23 protein-coding genes and 1 tRNA gene are annotated in these 26253 nt (G+C 38.4%); 6 read left to right on the top strand and 18 right to left on the bottom strand.

The genetic code is table 11. The features are described from left to right. Positions 1–59: 59 nt before the first annotated feature. From ESU54_RS01240 to ESU54_RS01260, 5 genes are all read right to left on the bottom strand, one after another. Positions 60–133: transfer RNA gene (locus ESU54_RS01240), tRNA-Asn, on the bottom strand. Positions 134–295: 162 nt separating this feature from the next. Beyond that, on the bottom strand, positions 296–1030 hold the full coding sequence (locus ESU54_RS01245; RefSeq protein ID WP_111842928.1) for a tetratricopeptide repeat protein: 735 nt from the start codon (positions 1028–1030) through the stop codon (positions 296–298). Beyond that, on the bottom strand, positions 1017–1604 hold the full coding sequence (locus ESU54_RS01250) for an RNA polymerase sigma factor (protein WP_111842927.1): 588 nt from the start codon (positions 1602–1604) through the stop codon (positions 1017–1019). The genes ESU54_RS01245 and ESU54_RS01250 overlap by 14 nt, the downstream gene beginning before the upstream one ends. Before the next feature lie 255 nt (positions 1605–1859). Further along, positions 1860–3191: an RIP metalloprotease RseP gene (gene rseP, locus ESU54_RS01255; protein WP_111842925.1), complete on the bottom strand. Its 1332-nt coding sequence runs from the start codon at positions 3189–3191 to the stop codon at positions 1860–1862. Between the two features lie 199 nt (positions 3192–3390). Next, positions 3391–5322, bottom strand: coding sequence for a M1 family aminopeptidase (locus ESU54_RS01260; protein WP_111842924.1), 1932 nt, complete (start codon positions 5320–5322; stop codon positions 3391–3393). A 183-nt stretch (positions 5323–5505) separates the two neighbouring features. Between ESU54_RS01260 and ESU54_RS01265 the strand changes: the two genes are divergently transcribed. From ESU54_RS01265 to feoB, 3 genes are all read left to right on the top strand, one after another. Next, positions 5506–6171, top strand: a complete 666-nt coding sequence (locus tag ESU54_RS01265) for an SCO family protein (protein ID WP_111842923.1) — start codon at positions 5506–5508, stop codon at positions 6169–6171. A 131-nt stretch (positions 6172–6302) separates the two neighbouring features. Further along, a complete protein-coding gene (locus ESU54_RS01270) occupies positions 6303–6527 on the top strand; it encodes a FeoA family protein (protein WP_111842922.1) in 225 nt (74 codons plus the stop codon). Between the two features lie 63 nt (positions 6528–6590). Further along, positions 6591–8690, top strand: a complete 2100-nt coding sequence (feoB, locus tag ESU54_RS01275) for a ferrous iron transport protein B (RefSeq protein ID WP_111842921.1) — start codon at positions 6591–6593, stop codon at positions 8688–8690. 430 nt (positions 8691–9120) lie between these two features. Here feoB and ESU54_RS01280 read toward each other — a convergent pair whose 3' ends face one another. From ESU54_RS01280 to ESU54_RS01295, 4 genes are all read right to left on the bottom strand, one after another. Further along, the gene (locus ESU54_RS01280; protein ID WP_111842920.1) at positions 9121–9537 is read right to left on the bottom strand and encodes a hypothetical protein; all 417 of its coding nucleotides are present in this window, start codon (positions 9535–9537) and stop codon (positions 9121–9123) included. An 87-nt stretch (positions 9538–9624) separates the two neighbouring features. Further along, positions 9625–11505 (bottom strand): Nramp family divalent metal transporter, encoded by a 1881-nt coding sequence (locus ESU54_RS01285; protein ID WP_111842919.1) that lies wholly within the window; start codon positions 11503–11505, stop codon positions 9625–9627. Between the two features lie 2 nt (positions 11506–11507). After that, positions 11508–12167 (bottom strand): metal-dependent transcriptional regulator, encoded by a 660-nt coding sequence (locus ESU54_RS01290; RefSeq protein WP_111842918.1) that lies wholly within the window; start codon positions 12165–12167, stop codon positions 11508–11510. A 186-nt stretch (positions 12168–12353) separates the two neighbouring features. Next, entirely contained in the window at positions 12354–13085 is a 732-nt protein-coding gene (locus ESU54_RS01295) for a TerB family tellurite resistance protein (protein ID WP_111842917.1), read from the bottom strand. Positions 13086–13348: 263 nt separating this feature from the next. Here ESU54_RS01295 and ESU54_RS01300 point away from each other — a divergent pair, with 263 nt between their 5' ends. From ESU54_RS01300 to ESU54_RS01310, 3 genes are all read left to right on the top strand, one after another. Then, on the top strand, positions 13349–13759 hold the full coding sequence (locus ESU54_RS01300; RefSeq protein ID WP_111842916.1) for a BrxA/BrxB family bacilliredoxin: 411 nt from the start codon (positions 13349–13351) through the stop codon (positions 13757–13759). 317 nt (positions 13760–14076) lie between these two features. Then, on the top strand, positions 14077–14820 hold the full coding sequence (locus ESU54_RS01305) for a lysophospholipid acyltransferase family protein (RefSeq protein ID WP_111842914.1): 744 nt from the start codon (positions 14077–14079) through the stop codon (positions 14818–14820). Next, positions 14820–15482: an HD domain-containing protein gene (locus ESU54_RS01310; RefSeq protein ID WP_111842913.1), complete on the top strand. Its 663-nt coding sequence runs from the start codon at positions 14820–14822 to the stop codon at positions 15480–15482. Before ESU54_RS01305 ends, ESU54_RS01310 begins: the two co-directional genes overlap by 1 nt. A 66-nt stretch (positions 15483–15548) precedes the next feature. Here the strand turns inward: ESU54_RS01310 and ESU54_RS01315 are convergent, their stop codons facing one another. The 9 genes from ESU54_RS01315 to hemH form a co-directional block, all read right to left on the bottom strand. Beyond that, positions 15549–16619 carry a PA0069 family radical SAM protein gene (locus ESU54_RS01315; RefSeq protein ID WP_111842912.1) on the bottom strand — a complete coding sequence of 357 codons (1071 nt, stop codon included), beginning with the start codon at positions 16617–16619 and terminating at the stop codon, positions 15549–15551. A 76-nt stretch (positions 16620–16695) separates the two neighbouring features. Further along, positions 16696–18522, bottom strand: a complete 1827-nt coding sequence (locus tag ESU54_RS01320) for a Xaa-Pro dipeptidyl-peptidase (protein WP_111842911.1) — start codon at positions 18520–18522, stop codon at positions 16696–16698. Positions 18523–18539: 17 nt separating this feature from the next. Beyond that, a complete protein-coding gene (locus tag ESU54_RS01325) occupies positions 18540–19322 on the bottom strand; it encodes an enoyl-CoA hydratase/isomerase family protein (protein ID WP_111842910.1) in 783 nt (260 codons plus the stop codon). Between the two features lie 99 nt (positions 19323–19421). Next, on the bottom strand, positions 19422–20879 hold the full coding sequence (locus ESU54_RS01330) for a sensor histidine kinase (protein WP_111842909.1): 1458 nt from the start codon (positions 20877–20879) through the stop codon (positions 19422–19424). A gap of 92 nt (positions 20880–20971) precedes the next feature. After that, positions 20972–21511 (bottom strand): CopD family protein, encoded by a 540-nt coding sequence (locus ESU54_RS01335; protein WP_111842908.1) that lies wholly within the window; start codon positions 21509–21511, stop codon positions 20972–20974. An 83-nt stretch (positions 21512–21594) separates the two neighbouring features. After that, positions 21595–22674 (bottom strand): T9SS type A sorting domain-containing protein, encoded by a 1080-nt coding sequence (locus ESU54_RS01340; RefSeq protein WP_111842907.1) that lies wholly within the window; start codon positions 22672–22674, stop codon positions 21595–21597. A 144-nt stretch (positions 22675–22818) separates the two neighbouring features. Beyond that, positions 22819–23721, bottom strand: a complete 903-nt coding sequence (locus ESU54_RS01345; RefSeq protein WP_146743946.1) for a DUF6252 family protein — start codon at positions 23719–23721, stop codon at positions 22819–22821. 118 nt (positions 23722–23839) lie between these two features. Beyond that, positions 23840–25180 (bottom strand): MATE family efflux transporter, encoded by a 1341-nt coding sequence (locus tag ESU54_RS01350; RefSeq protein WP_111842905.1) that lies wholly within the window; start codon positions 25178–25180, stop codon positions 23840–23842. Next, the gene (gene hemH / locus ESU54_RS01355; protein ID WP_111842904.1) at positions 25180–26217 is read right to left on the bottom strand and encodes a ferrochelatase; all 1038 of its coding nucleotides are present in this window, start codon (positions 26215–26217) and stop codon (positions 25180–25182) included. The genes ESU54_RS01350 and hemH overlap by 1 nt, the downstream gene beginning before the upstream one ends. Between the last annotated feature and the right edge of the window lie 36 nt (positions 26218–26253).

Below are 26253 nucleotides of genomic sequence, written 5' to 3' on the forward strand. Positions count from 1 at the left end.
GACAGTCGATGCTTACCTGTCTAAAACAAGAAAGCCCAACATAAATGTTGGGCTTTTTGCTCCTCCTCTTGGGCTCGAACCAAGGACCCTCTGATTAACAGTCAGATGCTCTAACCAACTGAGCTAAGGAGGAATTTATTTTTTGCCATTTTGCGGGCTTTCACCCATCAAAGCGAACGTTAGTTTGCGTAGGCGGGTGCAAATATACCTATTTTTTGATTCCTTCAAAATAAAAAATAAAACTTTATGAAATTTGTTTTTTTAATGTTCCGAAAATACAAAAATTTAGGAACGACTATAGGGATTTTAATTCTTTAAGCAGCACTATATTAGCTGGAGAAGTACTTTTGAATAGGGTTTGTTTGGCTTCTTCTATTTTATTTTCTTTTAAAAGGGCCAAGGCTAGATAATACTGAGCGTCTTCATAAAAAGCACTTTCGGTTTTTCCTTTTGCCGATTGTAGATATTTTCTCGCTTGGCGAGCGTTGCCATTTGCCAAATTTGCAACACCCAAAAAATAAACCACAGTATCGTTCTCTGGATTGGCAGCATAAAGCGTCTCCCAACGTGAAATGGCTTCGCCATATTCTTTGCGTTTGTAATTAACCATTCCGTAATAAAAATCATAATTTGAAGAAGTGCTCATAGTGGTCGGTAGGCCAGGGTCAGGTTTAAAATTTGCCGCAAAGACTTTTTGGGGTGAATTCCCGCTGCTTAAAATTGCCCAAGTACTAACCGAGATGAGTATTAAAAACGAGGCTGCCAGCGCCAACCAGCTGGGCGAAAACCAATTTTTTTCAGGCATGTCTACTATTTCTTCGTGAAAATCTTCCAAAGAATTTTTTAGAGTGTGTTCTTCCACACCTTTAATTATTGCTTTCTGCTCTTCAACCAAGGCACGAAATTCGGGAAATAATTTCATTCGCTCCTTAAAATCGGCTTGGGCATCAGAGTCCTGAGTACCCAACAAGTAAGCGTCTATAAGCTCTTGTGTTTCCTGATTGTTCTGTATTTTGTTATTTGGATCCATTGGGGATAATTTGGGTCATTTTTTTTAATTGCTCTTGACAACGATATTTTGCATTGCGGGCAGAGGCTTCGTCCATAGCCATAATTTCGGCTATTTCTTTAAAGGGTTTTCGTTCAAAATAGAAAAGTTTCAACAAAAGCTGGCAGCGTTCGCCAAGCTGGTTTATGGAATCCATAATAATCTTAATCTTTCTGTTTTGCACTTCGTTTTCATCTGTATCGGGTTCGTCGTATTCAATTTCACGATTTATGAAAGTTGTGTTTTTATATTTTACTGACCTTACGTGATCCAGCCATTTATATTTTGCAATCTTAAAAAGATAGCCGTTGATGGCAGTTTCGTTTTCTGCAGAAAATTTATTGTCTTTAATATTTCGCCACATTGCCACAAATGCTTCTTGATAAACATCCTTTGCTTGTTGCTCGTCACCACTGTTTTTGAGAACATAGTGCTTCACTTTCGCAAAGTTTACTTTGTATAATTCCTTTAAGGTGGCAGCGTCATTTTGTTTAATGAGCACTGCCGTTCTGTTTAATGGCAAATCGTTGAATTTTTTGTTGCTTATTTTCTGCATTGGTTATAAAACAATACAGAAAGATACAATATATCCGCAATCGTTTTAAAATTTTTGACCAACTTAAGGTAAATGGAGATTTTTTATCGTTTAAAGGAACTTATCCATTACCTATTTTATTGTCCAAAAGCCGAAAATTCAACTTCGCCATTTTAAATACATCGGAAAAGGAATGGAAATGTCATCAAATATTTCAAAAAAAAATACTCCGGTTGTTATTCCGAAGTATTTTTTGAAAAAATTATATGTTTTGTTTTATTCAAACAGCCAACGATAAATATCGTTCCCGTTAGCGAAGAGCACTAAGGCTATCAAAATGAAGAAGCCGACCATTTGGGCATATTCCATAAACTTGTCATTCGGTTTTCTGCCTGTTACAATTTCGTATAAAAGGAACATTACGTGACCACCATCCAAAGCCGGAATGGGCAGAATGTTCATAAATGCGAGGATTATTGAGATTAAAGCCGTGGTTGCCCAGAAACTTTGCCAATCCCAAACACCAGGAAAAAGGTTGCCGATGGCACCAAAACCGCCTACTTTTGTAGCTCCTTCTTGGGTAAATACATATTTAAATTGGGCTACATAATCTTTTAAAGTGTCATAGCCAAAACCGAAACCGCCGACAATACTTTCGCCCAAAGAGTACTTTATTTCAGTTTTGCCCAATTGCGAATTAAGTTCCTTTGAAGAAAACGTTACACCAAAAGTTCCTTTTTCATCGGGAATAACTTTTAAAGTGTCTAATTGATTAGCTCGCGCTACAATTAATGTATTTTCTTTGCCTTTATTGGCTTCAGCTATTTTCTCAAATTCACCTAAATATTGAATATCTTGTCCATTAATCGAAACTATTTTATCCGATTTTAATAAACCTGCCTTTTGTGCTGGATAGTCGGTCCATACAGAATCTAATACAATATTTTGTCGTGGACTGAAGGCGGGCATTATACCACTTTTGAACATTTTAGAACCTGCATCTTCTGGAACGTTAATATTTTCAATGCTTCCATCAGCGTGCTTCACTTCTACAATTGAGACATTCCGAACGAAAATATATCGGTTTATTTCGAGCACATCGTCCAGCGGCTCTCCATTTATACTTAAAATCTGATCGCCATCTTGAAAACCATACTCCTTAAATTGTTCGGTAACAGCAAACCCTTGTGGAAGATCTTCAGCAGTAGTAATATTTCTTCCGTAGAAATACAGAATCCCCATATAAATCACAAATCCCACGATAATGTTCACCGTTACACCGCCAAGCATAATAATAAGACGTTGCCAAGCTGGCTTGCTTCGGAATTCCCATGGTTGCGGCGGACCGGCCATTTGTTCCTTATCCATGCTTTCGTCTATCATTCCGGCTATTTTTATATAGCCCCCCAAAGGCAACCACCCGATTCCGTATACGGTGTCGCCTATTTTCTTTTTGAAAAGTGAAAACTTCACATCAAAGAAAAGATAGAATTTTTCGACCCTAGTTTTAAAAAGTTTTGCGGGAATGAAATGCCCCAATTCATGGAGCACGATTAATATGGATAAACTTAAAAGAAGTTGAATGGTTTTTATAAAAAATGGACTCATAGTGTTTTTAAATATGTTTTTAATAGTCTCGATTATAAATCACTTGTTACCAAAATCGAGCCTAAAATGATATTTCTTGCAGTGTGTCAGTTTCAGCAAAAAATCGCACAAAAGTAACCTTTTAGAGCTTGCAAAAAAAATAAGCGGGTGTGTTCCCGCTTATTTATTATTTTGAAGTAGTTTTCTTGGTATTTTGAATCTATTCTTTCACAATGGTTTTATTGATAACTCCTTTTGTCGTTTCCATTTGAAAGAACAAAATGCCTTTTGAAAACTTTGAAACATCAATCGTTTCTGAATAAACTTCGGAATAAAGCATTTGTCCTAAAGTGTTGTAAACACGAACCTGGTTCACTTGCAGTGCATCTGGTTTGTGAATGTTGATAACACCCGAAGCTGGATTTGGATATAAAACTAGTTGCTGGTCAAATGCCAAATCGTCTGTGCCTAAAATAACTTGATTGTTTTTTGAAATAATATCGTGTTCTGGGTCAAACTGAACGCTTTGTACAGTAAAGGGCACCGCAGGTTGAAAAGTCTGGCCATCAAAAGTGTTGTCTAAAACAATATCCAGTGTTTCGCCCTGTGTTCCGTGAAGTCTTAGCGGGACAGGTACTTCAAAATACGATACAGAAGGATGGCTTTGGAACTGGGTTATTTTCACATTAAGGCTTCCTGCAATGGCTTGGTTCCAGGTTATGGTAAAACGTGGGTAGCCTTCTCCGTAAATCCAGTCATTAAAAAATTCTGATAGATCCTCGCCGCTCGCATTTTCTACATTTCTGATGAGATCTGGGGTCTTTGCGTAGCCGTAAGCGAGTGCTGGATCGGCTAAATAATCTTTTAAGCCTTGAAAGAAAATAGCATCGCCCACTTTCTTACGAAGCATATGCAGTACCATGGAGCCTTTGTTGTAGGTAAGCCTGCTACTGAAAATTCTATTAACGGAGGTTGTGTCCTGTACAGGAATATATACAGATCCATCTGTCTCTTGGGTAATGGAAGAAATCTGGTCTTGTTTCCAACTTCTAAAAGCTGCTTCGCCATCCAAATTCTCGATTACCATTCCAGCCAAATAGGTTGCAAAACCTTCATTAAGCCATATATCTTGCCAGCTTCCGCAGGTTACCTTGTCGCCAAACCATTGGTGCCCAAGCTCGTGAGCAATAAGTCCGCGGCTGAGCCCACCCATAAACGAAACAGTAGTGTGTTCCATACCACCGCCCCAGCCAAATTCGGCATGACCGTATTTTTCATCGGCATATGGATAGGGTTCAAAAAGGTCTGCGTATAGATTAATTATATCAACCGTAATTGGAGTGCGTTGTTGTGCATAACTTAGGTCTTCTGGATAAATGTAATTTACAATTTCAAAAGGGTTTCCGTTGTTTGCAACTGTATGCGAATAAACAGTATAGTTGGTTACCGCAACTGCAACCAAATAGGCAGGAATGGGATGTTGGTGCCTGTAATGGGTTGTTTTGTTGTTGCCATTTATTGTTTGGCTCAATTCTAAACCATTGGATACCGCCACATATTCTTCATTGGAAGGATTGAAACGTGGGGTGGTAATATAAACATCCAACATTTCTATTTTATCAATTAAATCCTGTTTGCATGGCCACCATGCTTTTGCGCCAAAAGGCTCCGAAAGCGTCCACATCACAGGGTCGCCATTATGTGTGTCTATTTCAAAAGAACCAAATCCAGAACTTATCGGGTTTCCAGAATAACTAATGGAAAGCGAATCTAAAACACCTTGATTTTGCATTTGAGGCAGTGTGATTACTACTTCATCATTATTGTTTTGAGTGAAGGAAAGCGGTGTGCCACGTTGTGTTACTGCTGAAACGGTCATATTGTCCACAAGTTCAAAAGTAACGGCATTCAAGTTTTCTTTCGCTTCAAAATGTGAAGTTACCTTGCCGCTAATAAATGCTTGGGTGGGATCTATGTTCAATTCCAACCGAGCATATTTAATATCATAGTTGCCGGTGTTCATATTGCGTTGGGTAGTAAACAAACCCGTTGCTGCTTTGGCTTCTGCTTCACTAATGTCATCGGTTCTAAAATTTTGCGAAAAGGAAAAAAGGGAGATTAAAAATAAAAAGGGGAGTACTATTGCTTTCATTGTAAAATATTTGTTTTGATTATACGGTGGTTGAAATTAATGGGACGATTTCTGAAGATGTAGTAAGGAGAAACCAAAGGATTCATTTCAACGTGAAATTAGGATGTTAAATGTATTCATTTTGATATAATTAGGACTTATTTTTGCGCCAAAATATGTGACTTCAGTCTAAAATTTAACGCGATGCTTACTTTTTTCAAGAAATATAAATTCTTTGCAGTTTTTTTTCTTATCCTTTCAATTATCATTATTCTGATCATTTACCAAATAATGATACCCAAAAAAGTATTGAAAATCTATCAACCTGCAGATGTTTCAGAAGAACTCGTGGATACCACTCTTCTATATGTAAAAAAATACCACACCATTGCAGATTTTAGCTTGACCAACCAAAATGGGAAGACCATTACGGAGGAAGATTACAAAGACAAAATATATGTGGCCGATTTTTTCTTCACAACCTGCCAGACCATTTGCCCAATAATGACGGATAATATGGTAGAAATACAAGAAAGATTGAAAAATGATGATGGGGTCCTGTTGCTCTCACATACTGTAACTCCAGAAATTGACTCTGTTGCCCAACTTAAAAAATACGCTTTGGAAAAAGGCGTGAACGATGCAAAATGGAACTTGGTAACAGGCGACAAAAAAGAAATTTACGACCTGGCCAGAAAATCCTACCTAGCGGCGAAAGATGTTCCATATTCTGACAATGACTTGGTGCACACTGAAAATTTTGTGCTCGTTGATAAAAAGAAGCGCATTCGCGGTTTTTATGACGGCACCGATTCGGAGTCTATTGAAAAATTATTGACGGATATTAAAATTTTGGAACAGGAAGATTGATGCTACTAACATTAAAAAGTTTAAAACTTTATAAAAGTTATGCTCGAGCTGAATAATTCTGAATTCTGAATTCTTCATTCTAAAATAAAACCTTTACATTTGCCTTGTTTAAAATCAATCTAAATAAAAAGATGATTACAATCGCATCATTAAAAAAAGGGCAGCGTGGCATTATCAAGGATTTTTCGGTAGATGTTGTTCCCCTTAAACTTTTAGAGATGGGCTGTCTTCCGGGCAATGAAGTTTCTTTGGTACAAATAGCTCCATTCAACGATCCTTTGTACCTAAACATCAATGGCAGTCACCTTGCCATTCGGAAGGAAACTGCCTGCCTGATTGAAATTGAATTGATATAAATTTATAATACATCCGCTGGTTACTGAACCCTTCGACAGGCTCAGGACAGGCTCAGTTGAAGTATGGCAAAACACATAAATGTTGCTCTTATTGGAAACCCAAACACAGGAAAAACCTCTGTGTTTAATCGGCTTACAGGGCTGAACCAAAAAGTGGGAAACTATCCCGGAATCACAGTTGAAAAGAAACAAGGTACTTGCAAGTTTGGACGAGCTTGTAAAGTTCATGTACTCGATTTACCCGGAACCTATAGTTTGAATGCTTCCTCGGTAGATGAAAATGTTGTGATTGAACTTCTACTGAACAAAAACGACAAAGATTTTCCTGATGTTGCCGTAGTAGTTGCCGATATTGAAAATCTGAAACGAAACCTACTTCTTTTTACACAAATTAAGGATTTGGGAATTCCCACAATTCTCGCAATAAATATGTCGGACAGGATGAAACGGAAAGCAATTTCGCTAAACGTTCCTGCGCTTGAAAAAAAATTAAAGACAAAAATCGCCCTTATCAGTTCACGGAAAAATCTGGGGTTCGATTATTTAAAGGAGCTGATAGAAGATTATAAACACCTTTCCACAAAACCAAGCCTGAACGCCTCCAGTATTTCTCCGGAATATTTTGACCGATTGCGAAAAGCCTTTCCAAACCAAGACCTTTACAAGCTCTGGCTGGTAATAACGCAAGACGTGAATTTCGGAAAATTGGATAGAAATGAGTTGAAAGGCGTTGCTTCTTTCCAAACAGAGTCCATTAGCAATCTGAAACGACTCCAGCAAAAGGAAACCGTGATTCGCTATCAGTTTATAAACGAAACTTTAAAAGAAACGCTTCATATAGACACTGCCAACGCAAAGGATTTAAGAAGCCGTTTAGACCGCGTTTTAACCCACAAAGTTTGGGGCTATGTCATTTTCTTTGGAATACTTTTGCTCATTTTTCAGGCTATTTTTGATTGGAGCGCTTACCCGATGGATTTTATAGACAGCACCTTTGCTTCTTTAAGTGAATGGGCCAAAAACACATTACCGCCAGGAGATTTTTCTAGTTTGATAGCCGAGGGAATAATTCCAGGTCTTGGTGGAATCGTCATTTTTATTCCGCAGATAGCGTTCCTTTTTCTATTCATTTCCATTTTGGAAGAAACAGGTTATATGAGCCGTGTTGTTTTTTTGATGGACAAATTAATGCGTCGTTTTGGGCTCAGCGGGAAAAGTGTTGTCCCTTTGGTTGCCGGAACTGCCTGTGCCATTCCCGCGATTATGGCTACACGAAATATTGAAAATTGGAAGGAACGGTTGATCACTATTTTGGTTACGCCTTTTACTACTTGTTCAGCGCGGTTGCCGGTTTATTTAATAATTATAGCTCTAGTAATTCCAGACACCCGGGTTTTGGGAATTTTCAGTTTGCAAGGCCTTACCTTAATGTTTATGTATATTTTAGGTTTTGGTGCCGCAATATTTTCAGCGTATTTGCTTGATAAAATTTTGAAAATCCGTTCCAAAAGTTTCTTTGTGGTTGAAATGCCCAATTATAAACTTCCGCTTCCCAAAAACGTGATTATTACTGTAATTGAGAAAACCAAAGCGTTTGTTTTTGGAGCAGGAAAAATAATTCTTGCAATTTCAATTATTCTTTGGGTATTGGCTTCTTATGGTCCTGGGGATTTTAATAATGCAGAAGAAATCATTAAAAATGAATACGCTTCACAAAATCTTTCAGAAGAAGAGATTGCGATGCACATAGATTCCTATAAATTGGAACATTCCTATATTGGTCACGTAGGCCACGCCATTGAACCTGCCGTGCGCCCCTTGGGTTATGATTGGAAAATAGGGATTGCCCTAGTGAGCTCCTTTGCCGCACGCGAAGTATTTGTAGGAACGCTTGCTACCATTTATAGCGTGGGCAGTGACGATGAACAAACCATTAAAAACAGAATGGCAGCAGAGATAAATCCTATTTTGGGTGGCCCGCTTTTCAATTTTGCTAGCGGAGTTTCGTTATTACTGTTTTATGCTTTTGCCATGCAGTGTATGAGTACTTTGGCAATTGTTAAAAAAGAAACCAACAGTTGGAAGTGGCCTATGTGGCAATTGGTTGTTATGAGCGCTATTGCTTATGTTGTGGCCTTGGCTGCCTATCAGTTTTTGAAATAATATCTTTTGCCGAAAAGGGTATTTAGTTCAATCGATTTTAATATTTTTTTGTATGCAAACAATATTAGTTTTAATAACCTTCGTATTCGCAGTATTCTTTATGATTACAAAGTTCGTATGGAATCCCTTTAAAATCGGTAAAAGTCCAAAAAAGAATAAGCCTGGCGACCATTCAGATTGTGGCAGTTGTAGTTTTCTTTAATTTACGGATTTCTTCGTCAAGAATAAGCTCCCCTTTGGGGGTTTAGGGGCTTTTGACTATCTTTGCCCTATGCAAACAATATTAGTTTTAGTAACGTTTTTATTGGCCGCAGGCTTTTTGATTAAAAAGTTTGTTTGGAATCCTATTTTTGAAGCGCGCCAAAGCTCAACAGGTACGCTAGATGGTGAAAAAACCAAATGTGGCAGGAAAGACTGTGGTTGCCATTAATTAGTTGTTTTTCTCTTCGCAAACCAATAAAAAGTAGCCTTTATCTTTGCCTGTATTTTCAGAAGTTGGATATGGATTTAGTGTCAATCCGTTAATAGCAAATTCTTTCGAATTATAAAGATTGGTATTTTTTTCCTCTCCTGGTTTTGTTTCACCAAAAGTTAATGTTTTTTCTTCAGTTTTTCCGTTTGAGGTTACTGCAGCCTTTACTATTGCACGGCCAGCCCAAATACATTGCACACCAGTTGGGCAGCGTGAATCTTCTATAACCTCTAAAAATTTTATAGAAACACCTTTTATAACAATTGCTTGTCCAATTGGTATTTTCACTCCAATTTTAGGGGTTTCTGCAGAATCTTCTTGCCCAAAAGCAAAGCTTGAAAAAAGAATTATAATTGCTAATAGTGAATTTTTCATTGTTTTTGTTTTTTCAATTTTAAAGATACTATAAAAAATAGTGCCAGAAAATTCAAAATTTTAAAAACAGACCCACCCCCGATTTTGTTAAACAATAAAAACAGGAATATTTACTCTGTGGCGAACACTATCCACTGTGGTTCCAAATAGCAAATCTTTTATACCTGTGTGTCCGTGCCCGCCCAAAACCAGTAAATCAAAGTCGGATGCGTTCACAATTTTAGGGATAATTTTTTTTGCAGAGCCAAAACCAAGTTCTACCGAAACCTTGTATCCCTTTTCTTGTAGTTTTTCTTTATAAATATTCAAAAAGGCTTCATCGCTTTCGGTTTCATAATCGTCTATTTCATCTCCGTATATCATCGCTCCGGGTGTTTCAACAATGTGAATAAGCGTATATTCGGCATCTTTGCCACCTAATTGAAGTGCTGCGGAAATACTTTTTTCATCTGAAGTGGAAAAATCTACAGGAACCGCAATTTTCTTATAGGAAAGTGGCTGCGCCAGTTCGTCCACTTTGGCATCGAGTATATGCGGAACCATTTTACGATTTTCGGTCGCGATATCCTTCGCCGTGGATTTGAATGTAATATATAGGAGCAATATGGCTGCGCCTATAGCCACAGGAACTACAAACACCCATATATAGATTGGATTTTCGGAAGTGGTAAGCCAGCCCAATATTTCATCATAAACCAACTTTGCATTTAGCGCTACAATAATTAAAGTAACAAGCCAAGAGGCAACCCGAAGGGGCCATTTTATGTTGAAATCTCCCATCAGTTTTTTGTTGCTCACAAAATGGATCAAAGGTATGATGGCAAAACCAAGTTGTAAACTCAGCACTACTTGACTTAAAACAAGCAATTTACCAGTTCCGCTTTCGCCAAAATAGATTACCGTAAAAATTGCGGGAATAATGGCCAGCATGCGGGTAATCAATCTTCGGACCCAAGGCTGGATACGCAAATTTAAATGGCCTTCCATTACAATCTGTCCTGCTAATGTTCCCGTAAGTGTACTGCTCTGTCCAGCTGCAATCAAGGCAACTGCAAAAAAAGTAGGCGCCAAGCTTGACCCTAAAAGTGGTTCTAACAGTGCATGTGCGTCTTGTATTTCTGCAACTTCAAACATTCCATTTTTGTGGAAAACTGCTGCCGCAAGTATTAAAATGGCAGCATTCACAAAAAAGGCAAGGTTGAGCGCAATGGCTGAATCTATAAAATTGAATTTCAATGCTTGCTTAATTCCCTTTTTTGTCCGTTCTATTTTTCGCGATTGCACGAGAGAAGAATGTAAGTATAGGTTGTGCGGCATTACGGTTGCCCCAATAATACCAATTGCAATGTACAAAGCAGCGCTGTTGGGAAGTGAAGGAATGAAACCTGCCATAAGATCACCCATATCAGGTTTCGCAAAAAACATTTCAACAACAAAGGAACCTCCAATAATAAAAATTAACCCTATGATAAATACTTCCATTTTGCGCATGCCTTTATTTAAAAGGAAGAGCAGCAAAAAAGTATCAAGCGCCGTAATCGTAACACCCCAAATCATTGGTAAGCCAAAAAGCAGGTTCAAACCAATAGCCATTCCAATAACCTCAGCTAGATCACAAGCCACAATGGCAATTTCGGCTAATATATATAGAATGAAATTTATAAAAGGATTGTAAGCTTCCCGGGATGCTTGCGCTAAATCTCTTCCGCGTACAACGCCCAAACGGGCACATAAACTTTGAAGCAATAGGGCCATAATATTGCTCATTAACAATACCCAGATCAGTTGATAGCCAAACTGGCTTCCACCCGCAATGTCGGTGGCCCAGTTTCCGGGATCCATATAGCCAACACTAACCAAATACGCAGGTCCCAAAAAGGCGAGCAATTTTTTCCAAGGAGATTTTTTTCCTTGTGTTTCAATGGTTCCGTGGACTTCTTCCAGTGATTTGTGGCTTCTTCTGTCCATCGTTATTCTTGGGTTTGAACGTAGAGGTTTTCAGCAATTTTATTTGAAATAAAAAACTGGTCATTCCCTATCTGAATTATCATAGACCCATCAAAAAACTCTTTCCCCAAAACTTTGATTTTGGTGCCAATGCTTATTTTCTTTTTGTCCAGATATTGAAGGAATTCAGCACTGGATTCCTTTACGCCTACACAAACTCCTTTTTGATTTTTCTCGATTTCTGAAAGCAATTTTTTCTCTGTGCGTTTTAAAACGCCGTGTTTATCAGGAATTGGATCGCCGTGTGGATCAAAATCGGGGCTACCTAGAAACTTATCGAGTCGTGTTATGAGCTCTTCAGATTGAATGTGCTCTAATTGTTCTGCTATTTCGTGGACCTCATCCCAGTGGAAATTTAATTTTTCCACCAAAAAAACTTCCCACAACCGGTGTTTTCTGATAACGTTTATGGCAACTTTTCTTCCAGTATCGCTAAGTTGAGCGCCTTTATAGCGTTTATAAACTAGCAATTTTTTCTCGGCCAGTTTTTGTATCATGTCTGTCACAGAAGATGGCTTTGTGTCCATACTTTCAGCGATGGCATTGGTGCTAACGTCACCCGCACTTTCATGCTCTAAGTGAAATATGGCTTTTAAATAGTTTTCTTCAGCTAATGTAAACATAGGCACAAAAGTAAATATATTTTTTTACATACCCATATTTTATTTTTAGACAAGACTAAAATAAATCGCTGATATATCTATTTTAGCATTATTTAGAGCATTATTTTCACGATTGATTAATTTCTAAAGAGAAACTTTCAGAAATTTAAAGAAAATTACAGTTAAGTGTCAGTAACTGAGTTGAAGCTAAAATCCCCGCTCCTTCTGAAGTTGTTCGTAGGCTTCCTGCACTTTTTTGAACTTTTCCTCGCCGCCTTTTTGGTGGGCTTCATCCAGATGTTGCAGTTTATCGGGATGGTATTTTTTTACCATTGTGCGGTATGCAGTTTTAATTTCGGCAGTTGTGGCTGTTCTTTCTATTTCCAAAATTTTGTAAGCACTGTCTGGATTTTTGAAAAACATAGCTTTGATGCTTTCGAAATCGCGCGCGTAAATCCCCAAAAATCCGGCAATGCGATTTATTTCATTTACCTCCGCTGTTGAAACGTTACCGTCTGCATTTGCAATACTGAATAGAAAATGAAGGATTTGCAACCGGCTTTCATAACGTGTTCGTTGGCGTAAAAGGGTACAAATGTTTTGAGCCGAAATTTCACGATTCTTTATTACCTCATTAAAAACTTTGAAAGTGGCATTGGCGCGCTCCCGCCCGTAAGCTTGTACAAAATATTGACGAACGTAATCCAGTTCTGTCTGACTCACGTTTCCATCGGCTTTAATAACTAAAGAAGCTAAAGATAGTAGGTTTAGTTCAAAATCTGCAGGTGTAACTTGCTGCTGTGATGAACCGAAGGAAGTTTGAAATGTTTTGCCTTTTACACTTAGGTTATCTAAGAGGCTTCCTAAAACAAAACCAACAATTGCACCGGGAAATCGATACACAAAATAACCAAGAACGGCCAATAACCAACGAAGCATAGAATTGTAATTTTTCTTTTTTAGAGCCGACAAAGGTAAACATTAAAAGTACCAAATTTCAAATCTCAAATAAACTCCAAGCTCCAATTTAAAAAAAAGGAAATGTTTAGCTGGTTTTTGAATATTGTTATTTGTAATTTATTTGGATTTTAGGCTCATAACTTGAATTTTTTACAAGAGTTTTGGGATTTATTTAAAATATTTCCCCTTTCAAAATTTGTATCTTTGCCATCAAATTTTAATACACTTTAAATATAGATATTATGTACCCACCTGAACTAGTAAGACCCATGCGTGAAGACCTAACCAAAGTAGGCTTTTCCGAATTACATACAGCCAATGATGTTGAAGAAGCATTAAAGCAAGGAGGAACCACTTTAGTTGTCGTAAACTCTGTTTGTGGATGCGCAGCTGCCAATGCACGCCCTGGAGCAGCCATGTCACTTCAAAACGAAAAAAAACCAGACCATTTGGTAACTGTTTTTGCAGGTGTTGATCGCGAAGCCGTGGATACCGCAAGAGCCAATATGGTTCCATTTCCGCCAAGCTCACCGTCTATGGCGTTATTCAAAAATGGCGAATTGGTCCACATGTTAGAACGTCACCATATTGAAGGTCGTCCAGCACAAATGATTGCTGAAAACCTAAAAGGTGCTTATAACGAATACTGTTAAACTTTAAAAAGTTTGCTATGAAAATCACCAAGCCGTTCACTATTGTCATTGGCATTTTAGCACTCGGAGCTCTTTTATTTAACTTTTATCAAGATCCTAAGGTATCGCATTTGTTCGGAAAAGAAATAAATGATTGGCTTTACCGAGCATTTTGGTTAGTGGTTGTTTTACTCTGTGTTTACAATTACATATACATAGACCGGAATACATTGAAAAATAAATCGAAATCAAAACGTTGATTTTTTTCATTTTGAAAATTTAAACAAGCAAAAAGAAAACCTTCATTTTAATGATGGTTTTCTTACTTTTGGACCGAAATGAACGCACTTTTAAAAATAATAAGCTATCCCTTTTCGGTATTATTTTACCTGCTTTTTGGTATTACCATCTTGGTTTTTCATCCAGTTCAGTGGGTTTGTTTTAATTGGTTTGGCTACACAGCACACAAAAAAAGTGTTGATTGTTTTAACTGGACCTTATTGCGGTGTTTGAATGTTTTGGGAACCACTTTTCACGTTGATATAAACCCGAAGATTCCCAGAAATGTGCCGATAATAATTGTTTCCAACCATCAAAGTATGTGGGATATTTCGCCCTTAAGTTGGTATCTGCGGAAATATCATCCCAAATTCATTTCCAAAGTAGAATTAGGAAAAGGAATTCCTTCTGTTTCCTATAACCTACGTCACGGCGGTTCCATTTTGATAGACAGAAAAAACCCCCGGCAAGCGATAGTTGAATTGGTAAAATTTTCAAAATACCTTCAGAAATTCAAGAGAAGTGGGGTTATTTTCCCCGAAGGAACCCGGAGTAAAACAGGCATTCCAAAACCTTTCCGAAGAACCGGATTGCAAACACTGTTCAAAAAAATTCCCGACGGATATGTTGTTCCCGTTACCATCAACAATTCTTGGAAATTACAGCGACGAGGCATGTTCCCTATTCAACTGGGTGTCCGCTTAGAAATTATTGCCCATCCCGCCATCAAAATCGCGGATTTTGATATTGAAATGTTGATTGACAAGGTGGAAGAAACAATCACTTCAAAAATCCACAAATAATGACTTCATTTTCTTCGGAAGAAATTATACAAAACACAACCACTTTTGTAAAAGCGGAATTGCAAAATGCCGAAGGAGGCCACGATTGGTTTCACATTGAACGGGTATATAAAAATGCGCTGCTAATTTCTGAAAGTGAAAAAGTTGATAAAATGATAGTTGCGCTCGGTGCATTGCTTCACGATATTGCCGATTCAAAATTTCACGATGGCGATGAATCTGTGGGGCCTAAAAAAGCAAGACATTTTCTAAAAACCCAAAACCTTACCGATGAAATAATCGATCACGTTATAAAAATCATTGAAAACGTTTCGTTTAAAGGAGGTAACAAAACCCACAACTTCAATTCAAAAGAATTAGAAGTTGTGCAAGATGCTGATAGACTTGATGCGCTGGGAGCAATAGGAATTGCAAGAACTTTCAATTACGGTGGTTTTAAAAATAGAAAGCTTTACGATCCAGAAATAAAACCGAATTTGAACATGACTCCTTCGGAATACAAAGTTTCCGATGCGCCAACCATCAATCATTTCTATGAGAAGCTACTTCTCTTAAAAGATAGATTGAATACTGAAACCGGGCGACGAATTGCGGAAGAAAGACACGCATTTATGGAAACATTTCTGAGCCAATTCTATGCGGAATGGGAGGGAATGAAATAAACTTCTTTGCCCTCTGTGTCTCCGTGGAAATTTTTCAGAACTGAGGCACAAAGACCATAAAGAAATTTAAAATAATTTCATCTGAGGATTTTTAAGTTGAAGAAAATGCGAAGTATCCAAAGGTTCAATTCTCATATCTTTCAAATATCTTTTTTTGGCAATTGCCATCGTGTTTTTCACTTGTTCGCTAATGGTTCCTTCACCTTTCATTCGTCTTCCCCAATTACTGTCGTTGAGGTTTCCGCCGTGACATTCCGCTATTTGATTTAAAATACGTTCCGCTCTATCCGGAATAGTTTTGTATGCCCAATCTTTAAAAATTTCTGCAATTTGCCCATTTAAACGAACAATCGTATAACCAACATCGTTAGCGCCAAGTTCTGCCACTTTTTTTACCAAAGGAAGAATTTCATGACTGTTCAATGAAGGAATAATCGGCGCCATCATAACACGAACAGGAATGTTGTTTTCTGAAAGAACTTCAACCACTTTTAGCCTTTGTTTAATACTAGCAGTTCGCGGTTCCAACAACCTACGTGTATCTTCGGAAAGCGAAGTGATTGAAATATTTACTGAAATAATATTCAGTTTTGCCATTTCCTTTAATATATCGAGATCGCGAAGTATCAACGAATTTTTTGTGATAATACCCGTCGGGTGTTTCCATTTCAGCATTACTTCCAAACATTTTCGGGTTATTTCCAGCTTCCGTTCCAGCGGTTGGTAGCAATCTGTATTTCCCGAAAAAATGACAGTGTTTCCCTGCCAGTTTTTGGAAGTTATTTTTTCTTCTAAAAGCTGTGGTGCATTTCTTTTGAAAAGAATGTTTCGTTCAAAATCCAAACCTGCACCATAACCCCAATATTCGTGACTGTTTCGGGCGTAACAATAAACACAGCCGTGTTCGCAACCTTGGTATGGATTTGCAGAAAAGCCCATGCCAACATCTGGGCTATCCACTTTGTTTACAAAGGTTTTTGGAAAAACCTCTATGTAGTTTGTTTTGTTTTTGTCCGCCTCTTCGCCTTCTGCTTCGCAGAAATTCAAATACTCATCCAATACTTCGTGACTATTTTCGAAGAAGCGATTGTGGACATTTTTCTGAGCGCCACGGCCTTTTAGGAAGTCAGCAGACATAAAAAAACTTTAAAGAATGGGTTTCTTCAAAGTTAATTATTATTTGGAATAATTCCTTTTATATTTGGAAATATTCCTATTTGTTAATTGCTTTTTCCAAAGCTTTTTTTCCACCAACAACAGGAATTTCTACGCTAGTTCCTTCAAGATCAATAGTAAGTTCAGTTCCAGGTTTTGGCAAAAGCGTGAATTGGTTGTCGCTTGAAAAAATCATCAAACCAATCTGCTGCCCAGCTGGAATTACTTGATCGTCTGGAATAAGATTAAAAGACATTTCATAGAACTTCCCAGGTTTTAAAGGCTCACTTTCCGAAATGGATTTATAATTCTGCGGATCTGCCCAACCTCGGGTAATAATATTGTCGGTTATTTTTGCATTCTTGTCATTGTTCCAAGGCAGTGAAACCATCCAAACGGAAAGGTTTGCAGCTGGTTTACTGCTGGCTAATTTGATGTTCAATTTTGAAAGACCCGAAAGATGCAAATCTTCTTTTAAAACAGGCGTTACAAATAATAATCTGTGAATAGAATTTTTAAGTTGCGCGAGCGAATCTCCCGAAAAATGATAGTCATCTCTCAACATAGCTTTTAGTTGTGCTGTACTCTTCTTTTTGATAGCCAAAACTCCTTCATTTGGGGAGGTGGAATTTAAATGAAGCGTAACTTTTTCAGCATCAGGATTTGGATAATCGGCGTAGGGAGTAGGGTTGTCGTTTTTATCGTTTTCACGAACAATCCAAGCTTTTGGACCTTTTTCAATACCGTTATCTATTCCGAAAAGATATTTCGTAAACCATTTATTCATCATTGAAAATGGGGGCGGCCCGCCGTGACCGTTTTGGTGATAATAAATTTTTACGGGCAATCCCATTTCCTCAGCTGCTTTGTAAATTCTGTAGCTGTGCTCTGGCATTACGTTCCAGTCATTAAAACCGTGCGACATAAAAAGTGCTGCCTTCATTGGTTTCATATCGTTTAAATAATCACGGCCAGCCCAGAATTTGTTGTAATCGCCTGTTTTGCGGTCAATACCGTTTTTTATTTCGTTATCGCGATAGGTTGCATTATTGTATGCTCGTTTTGACTCGTCACCACTGTGGATAAAATCGTAAAGCACATCAACATCTTCACCTAAATAACCGCCGGGGGAACGCACCAATCCATTAGAACGGTAATAATGGTAATACGAAGTATTTGGCGCAATGGGAATGATAGCTTCAAGCCCTTCAACACCAGTAGTTGCTGCAGCCAATGGAATTGTTCCGTTATATGAAGTGCCAGTCATTCCTACTTTTCCACTGGTCCAATATGCTTTTACTTCTTCAGTTCCGTCGGGAGCTGTATAACCTTTTGCGCGGCCGTTTAACCAATCGATAACTGCTTTTGGAGCCAAGGATTCATTATCACCGCCAACGGTTGGAGAACCTTGGGAAAGTCCCGTTCCTGGAGAAGAGGAATGTACAACAATGTAACCACGAGGCACCCAGGTTTTGATTTGTGTGTTGGAAATTATAGGTCGCTCGCCTCTTCTTGTTACTGATGGATGCACAATTTCTTTTTCGGAAGCTCCTAATTCGTGGTGCACGTCGTGGAAAGCACCTTCAACCTCTGGCGCTACACCTGCAAAATAAGGGCTTGACTCATAAACTACGGGAAGTTTCAATCCATCGGTTTCGGTTTGTTTGGGCCTTGTAACGTCTACGTGCATGCGGTCCGGCTTGCCGTCGCCGTCAGTGTCAAAAGTAGTTTCAACCCATAAATCGGTTCTAATCCAATCTTGTTGATTTTCAAAAGCTGGAACAATTTGGGCTTCGCCATCTTTAAACCACGGTTCGGCTTTTTCTTGTGCGATTAATGAAAATGTAAAAGCAAAAACGAAACTTAACAGAAGATATACTTTCATATTATTTAGAGTTTTAATTATTTTCCGGGAAACTCAGCTTTTCGCTTTTGAAGAAACGCCTGTGTGCCTTCTTTAAAATCTTCAGTCCCAAAACAGTTACCGAATTCTTCAATTTCAATATCGAAACCGTTTTCACCATCTTCAAAGTTAGCATTAATGGCTCTAATTGCAGAAGCAATGGCAACAGAAGAATTTCTCATAATTTTTCCAGCAAGTTTTTCTGCAAGTTCAAGTAATTCCTCGGGTGTAGTTACGTGGTTTACTAAGCCGTATTGCAAGGCTTGGTTGGCATCAATCATTCCGGCGGTCATGATCATTTCCATTGCGCGACCTTTGCCAACAAGTTGAGGCAAACGTTGTGTGCCGCCATAGCCAGGAATTACTCCTAACGAAACTTCGGGCAGACCCATTTTTGCGTTTTCAGAAGCAATGCGGAAGTGTGCCGCCATCGCTAGTTCCAGTCCGCCACCCAAGGCAAAGCCATTTACAGCAGCAATTACTGGGGTGGAAAGATTAGCAACAAAATCGAATAACAATTCCTGTCCTTTAGCGGCCAGTTTTCCACCTTCTTCTATTGAAAAATCTGCAAATTCGCTGATGTCAGCTCCAGCAACAAAGGCTTTTTCGCCACTTCCTGTTATGATTATTACTTTGGTTTTTGAAGAATTTTCGGCATCCTCAAAAGCATCGTGCAATTCTTGAATGGTCTCGCGATTCAATGCGTTCAATTTTGAAGGACGGTTAATAATTATTGTAGTGATGCCGTTTTTGGTTTCGGAGAGTATGTTTTCGTATTTCATAGAGATTATATTTTTTGATGAAAGCTTTTTGCCGCGAATTCACAAATGATTTTAATAATCTTTGGCGAATGTTACTATTGCACAAAGCTAATAAAAACCTTAAAGCATTGCAGGAAACGAGACTTTAAAAGTGGTTTTTTCTTCGGAAGAATTCAGTGTTATTGTTCCACCGTAGGTTTCAACTATATTTTTTACCATTCCCAAACCTAGGCCCATGCCGCTGGTTTTGGTGGTGAATTGGGGCTCAAAAATGCAGTTCCTGTTTTCCTCTGGCACCCCAATACCATTGTCGGTGACCAAAATATTCACGAAAGCGCCTTCCGTTTTTAACACCACATCAATTCGGGGTTCGGCGGGTTTTTTCTGCTCGATGGACTGGATACTGTTTTTTACCAAATTTGTAATTACGCGAATCAGTTGGGTTCTATCAAAGCGTGCGCGAACTAAATCTTCCTCTGAAAAGAAATAGATATAATCTTCGTTAAAAATATCCAGCGCCAGCTTGCTTATTTTCACCACATTCAGGGTTTCATCCTGTTGTGCTGGCATTTTTGCATATGTTGAAAAGGCTGATGAAATGGAACTCAATGTATCAATTTGCTGAAGCAATGTATTGGTATATTCCGCCATTTTTTTATCAATTTCGGGATCGTTTTGATCGAATTTACGCTGAAAACTCTGTACGGTAAGTCGCATTGGAGTTAGTGGATTTTTAATTTCGTGCGCTACTTGCTTTGCCATTTCGCGCCAAGCTGTTTCGCGTTCGCTGGCTGCAAGTTGTGCGGCGCTGTTTTCCAGCTCGTCAATCATTCCGTTGTAAGCATTCACGATGGTGGAAATTTCGGTAGGCGTATCGCTTAGATGGATTTTTTTGTTTCGGGTATCGAAGCGGGTTTCGGTAAGTTTTTCACTTATTTCATTAAGGGAACGTGTTATATATTTTGAAAGGAAATAGGCCAGCGCAATGGCCGCCAGCAACATAAAAAAATAAGCAATTCCAAGCCTGTAAAGGTATTCGGTGAGTTCTTTGGTAATAAAACCGTCATCTTCAATGTAGGGCAAATTGAGTATTGCCAAAGGTTTAAAGTAACTATCGGTAATAAAAGTATAAGAAGATTGGTACTTCTGGCCGCCTTCTTCAAACTCTTTTATATAATTTTTTGTGGGAGAGTTTTGAAGCATTTCCAAAGCGTAATCTGGCATTTTTGGCAAAACGGTATCCTTGAAAAAAGAAGGTTTTGACGATTTCAGAAGATTTCCGTCAAGATCATATAGAAAAATCTCAAGACTGTGGATATCTTTTATTTCGTAGATTTTATCTTTAAAAATCAGCGGAATCTGAGCCGTTTCAACAGGATAGGTAGTGGTTTTTAAAACGTAATTTATGTTTTCACGAATAGCGGCCTCCTTCCTTAATAATCGGTCGCGGTGGTAATCTTGAGCTTCTTCTTTATATTGAAAGACGGTAACAATAGCAATAAGCACCGAAGCTCCCAGAACCAAAAGGAACATAGAAAGAAAGATACGGGTGCGAAGTGATTTTTTGTAAAAGTACATTTACATTTTTTTGAGAAAGAAAGATAGCAATAATTACACCGTAAACGGAAAAATTCAAACTTCCAACATCCAAATTCCAAAAAACGGTGAGATTATTTCTCCCGAATTCTTTTGTAAATCTTATATCCCAACATCAACAAAACGGCAAAAACTATAATACCAACGGTCCCGTAAATCCAATTGGTGCCATCTTTTAAAATAACCAAAAACACTACGGCAAAAAGAATTATTGTGGGCACTTCGTTAAAAAGGCGCATATAGTTTGACGAATGTTTCACTACACCATTTTGAAGTTGTTTAAAAATTTGATGGCACTTGAAGTGATAGATAATCAAAAGCAGAACGAAGGCCAACTTTACTTGCATCCACGCATCGCTTAAAAAGAACATACGCATTCCAATGAGCCAAAATCCAAAAAAAAGCGCTAAAATCATGGACGGCCAAGTAATGATATTCCAAAGTCGGGAAGCCATAATTTTTAACTGATCACCTAAAATTTCTTTGTCAGGAGAAGGTTTCTGGGTGGCTTCAATTTGATAGACAAACAAACGGACAATGTAAAAAAGCCCAGCGAACCATGTGATTATAAATATTAAGTGAAGGGATTTTATGTAAGGATAATATTGTTCCATTAACGGCTCAGTTTTGTAAAAACTTGACCGTAAAGATACCTAATAATTCAAAATATGCGGTTGCAGCAACTAGAAACTGAAAATCAATTTTTGATGAACTTCTTAGTAATATTCCCTTCGGAAGCGGTAATGGTTATAAAATACATTCCAGAGTTTAAGGCTGAAACGTCTATTTCATTTGAAATCAATTTTTTTGTTGAATTTATTATTCTTCCATTAATATCTGAAATGGAAACAGAATCAAAATAATTAATAGCGGATTGAATAATCAATTTGTTTTGGGCAGGATTTGGATAAATCTTTAAATCGGCCAGGTTATTTTCAGGAGTTGAGAGTAACACGTTTGTGAAATGGGAGAGAAAGCCTGGGGCATATTCCCACTGAAGATAATCATTTCCGTCATTTCCTTCATAAACGCTGGTATCTAAAAGTGATCTATTGGTAAGTTCAAACAATGAGTATTCCGCTTCTCCCGGTTCGCAATTGCTTTCGTCATTTATGTAATTCTGTGGCTGTAAGGGAAATAAATAATTGTCGCCAAAGCCCAAAATAAAATCCCCGCTGATGATTGCACAGCTTTCAATGCCAGTGTATGTAAAATCTGGATTTATAGTTATTTGGGGTGGATTGGGACCGCTATAAAAAATAGGATCTCCCATATCTCCTTCCTGCATAAAGAGATACCATGTTTGAAACAACATGGTATTGGCTACAGGCGCAGGTTCGGTACTATAATATGCTGTATTGTTATTTGCATCCTTCAGCCTCAAAAATTTATAGCTGTTGTTTTCAGAGTAGTAATACGTAAACGTTTTGGAATCGAGATTCATATTTGTCAAGAGGTCATAAAAATATAAGTCTTCATAATAACAAGCTGAGCCAGTACAGTCATCCAACGTAATGGAATTAGTATCAAGAGTAATGGAACTGCCACTGAATGTTGCTTCCGCGGAAAGTGTATTGGTGATTCCGTTAGCTTCAACCGAATAATCCCCAGCTTGATCTGATATTGTAATAGTGGGATTTTCCCCATTTGGGGTTAAATAACCATTTCCAACGGACAATGATTTCAGTCGGAAGGTTTCGTTCAACATTCCAGCGGGTTGCGCAAATGTGACCAGCATTGTAAGACTGGTGACAAAAAGAAGGAAGATTTTTTTCATAATTGAAAAGATTGGTCAGCAATTAAATATACTAAAAATTTACTTTCAATCTTTAAGTGTTATACGTATATCCAAGTCAAAATTAATTGAAAATAAAAAAGGCCTTGGAATATTCCAAAGCCTTTTTAAAACTTAATATTTTTTCTATTGAATTTCGGCAGAAAAACTTCCAGCGGTAATTTCATAAGTAACGTCTGGATCATTAGGGTCCAAACGTTTTGCTGTAAAACTGAAAGTACCTTCAACAGTGCCTGCAGTAAGGTCGATGGCCGTGATGGTCAAAGTTCCTGTTTCAGCGGCATAATTGTTTGTTCCTCCTCCCAAACTTGGGTTGTACATGCCCACATAGTCTGAAGCAGCACTATACGTACCAACAGTTAGATTGTCTGAAAAACTTAATGATAGATTTTGATTTGTGGTATTGTTGTTAGCGGTTATAACAATGTTTGTATTTCCTCCAAAGGTAATTTTCAAGGCAGTAACACTGTCAGCGTTCAAATCATTCCCATCAACTTTTGCTTCAAGCGTACTATTACCGCCCGGTATTGTGGTTGCAAGTGTAATGTTATTGAACACCCCATCAGTAATTTCAACAGTTTCTGTGATAATTACACCATTACCATCCACTATTTGGTGAACAGCGGTAAAGCTAAAAGTTCCACTTGCGGTTTCATTATCCAAATCCAACTTGGTAATAATTATTTGGCCACTTCCGCCTTCACCTACAGAACCGTAAGCATCTTGGCCACTTATCATATAAATCGCTCCACTTTGTGCATTTGCATCTGGACCCAAATCAAAAGTTCCTTCTGAAGCGTTTGAAACAGTTATTACAATGGTTTCTCCAGTTGAAGGCTTAATAGCTGTTATGTTAAATGTTCCGGCATAAAGAGTTGCGCCCACTTGGGTTGAAGCTTTAAATTCGTTGCCATCAACATTAGCTATCAATTCTCCATCTGCTGCACCATTATCGTTGTTGGAGTCATCGTCTTTATTGCATCCAACGGCAAGTAATGTTAAAAAGGCAATTACACTTAATTTCATCATTTTTTTCATAATATTTTTTTAAGTTTTATACAAGGCGGCAAATATATGCATTTCCTTTAGAAGGATTTTTTTTGAAAAAGAGTCTGAACAGAGCAAATAAAAACTTTGAACTGAGGCTTTATTTCAGGGTCTTTCGAATTTCTCGATTCAAAAAATAACCCGTTACAATAGTTGAAAGTATATCGGCCGCTGGAAAGGAAATCCAAACCCCAAGTTCCCCAAAGTAATGCGGAAGAATAAAAATAAGCGGAATAAAGAAAAATCCCTGTCGCGTCAACGTAAGCAATAAAGCAGGAACTGCTTTTCCAATTGCCTGAAAATAAGCCGAACCAATCAACTGGATAGCAATAATTGGCGTTGCCGCAAAAACCCAGCGCATGTAATGTGGTGTTTCAGAAAGTATATCGGGATCTGTGGTAAATACAGAAACAATTTGCTCGGGAAAAATCATTATCGCAGCAAAAATAACAAGTCCCAAACCACCCGCATACATAATTGCTTTATTGATGCTTTCACGAACGCGAGTAAATTGGTGTGCGCCATAATTGTAACCAGCAATCGGAAGAAATCCTTGGGTGACACCCAAAACGGGGAAAAGTGCAAACATCAACATTCGGGCGATAATTCCGTAGGATGCAACGGAAGATTCGCCGCCAATATCGAACAGAATATTATTCATCAACAGGTAGGTAACGCTCACTACTGCTTGTCGTGCAAGGGTAACAAATCCGAGAGCAGACATTTCTTTCAGAATGGGCAAATCCAACCCAAAGTGTGGCAAACTTATTTTCAGTTCAGATTTGCCACTTAAGAAGAACCACAATACATATAGAAAGCACAGGCCGTAAGAAATAGTCGTTGCCCAGGCGGCACCGGCCATTCCCAAATCCATAAGGTTAATAAAAATGTAATCAAGAACAAGATTTCCCACCGATGGAATTATCATTGCAATCATTGCAAATTTTGGTTTCCCTTCGGCGCGAATTACGTTATTTCCCATCATACAAAGCGCCAAGAGCGGCACGCCGTAGAGTACAATGCGGTAATAAATTTTTGCGGGTTCAAAGATATCGCCTTTTCCCCCGAAAGCGGGAATCAGGTCATTAATAAAAACCAAACCGAAAACAACCATGGCGGTAGTTAGCAATAGCGTTAAGGTGATTTGATTTCCAAAAGTTTTAAGCGCCCGCTCTTTATGGCCGGCCCCTAAAGCGCGTGAAATTATTGAAGACCCACCAATACCAATTGCCATTCCGAGTGCTGCGATAAAAAATGAAACGGGCAAAACCACATTTATGGCCGCGATGGCAATGGAGCCAATCCAGTTTCCCACAAAAATCGTGTCCACCAAAATGTTTAGGGACATTACCAAAATTCCAATAGAGGCGGGTACTGCTTGTTTTATTAATAAACGACCAATGGATTCGGTGCCTAGGGTGGCGCTTTGGCTTGGTTTCATTAGGCAATTGCAGTTTTTACATCCACAATGCGCCATGTATCTATCCAGCCTGTCACTACTTCGGCCCAATCGTCGCGGTCGTTTAGGCAGGGAATTACAGTAAATTCCTTTCCACCAGCTTCGTGGAAAATTTCTTGGCCTTCCATGGCTATTTCTTCTAAAGTTTCTAAGCAATCGCTTACAAAGGCTGGAGTTACGATTGCCATTTTTTTAGTCCCCTCAAGGGCTAGACGTTCTATGGTTCTATCGGTTGGTGGTTTTAGCCATGGATCAAAACCTAAACGCGATTGAAACGATGTTGAATAGGTTCCAGGCTGTAAATCCAATTTTTTCGCAACTAATGCGGTTACTTTTAAACATTGGTGGCGATAGCAAAACTCGTGGGCGGGCGAAGGTGTTATACAACAACTTCCATCAATTTTACAATGGCTTTTGGTTATGTCTCGCTTATAAATGTGTCTTTCGGGAACGCCGTGATAGCTGAACAATAGATGTTCGTAATCTAGGTTTTTAATTTTTTCAGAAATGCTTTTTGAAAGTACCTCAATATATTCTGGCTTGTTGTAAAATGCGGGAAGCGATGTAATTTCTAGCTGTGGAAAGAATTCATTTTTAAGTTCTTCCACCTTCACATCAATAGTTTCAGTAGTGGCCATTGCAAACTGTGGATAGAGCGGAATGGTTAAAATTTCATCAACACCTTGATCTACCAATTGCTGCAAACCTTTTTTAAGGGTCATACTTCCATAGCGCATTGCTAAAGCAACAGGAACGGTTGTTTTCTCCTGAATTTTTTTCTGAAGTCTTTCTGAAATAACAATTAAAGGCGAACCTTCATCCCACCAAATTTTTTGGTAGGCTTCTGCAGATTTTTTTGGGCGGGTATTCAAAATAATGCCGCGCACCAAGAATGAACGGAACCAAAAAGGAACATCAATGACCCGAGGATCCATCAAAAACTCATCGAGGTATTTCTTTACATCTTTTGGGTCGGTGCTGTCTGGCGAACCGAGATTTACAAGGAGGACTCCTTTCATCTGTATTCAGTATTTGAGAAATAGGAAGATGAAATG

Source organism: Aequorivita antarctica (assembly GCF_007997155.1).
GTDB lineage: Bacteria > Bacteroidota > Bacteroidia > Flavobacteriales > Flavobacteriaceae > Aequorivita > Aequorivita antarctica.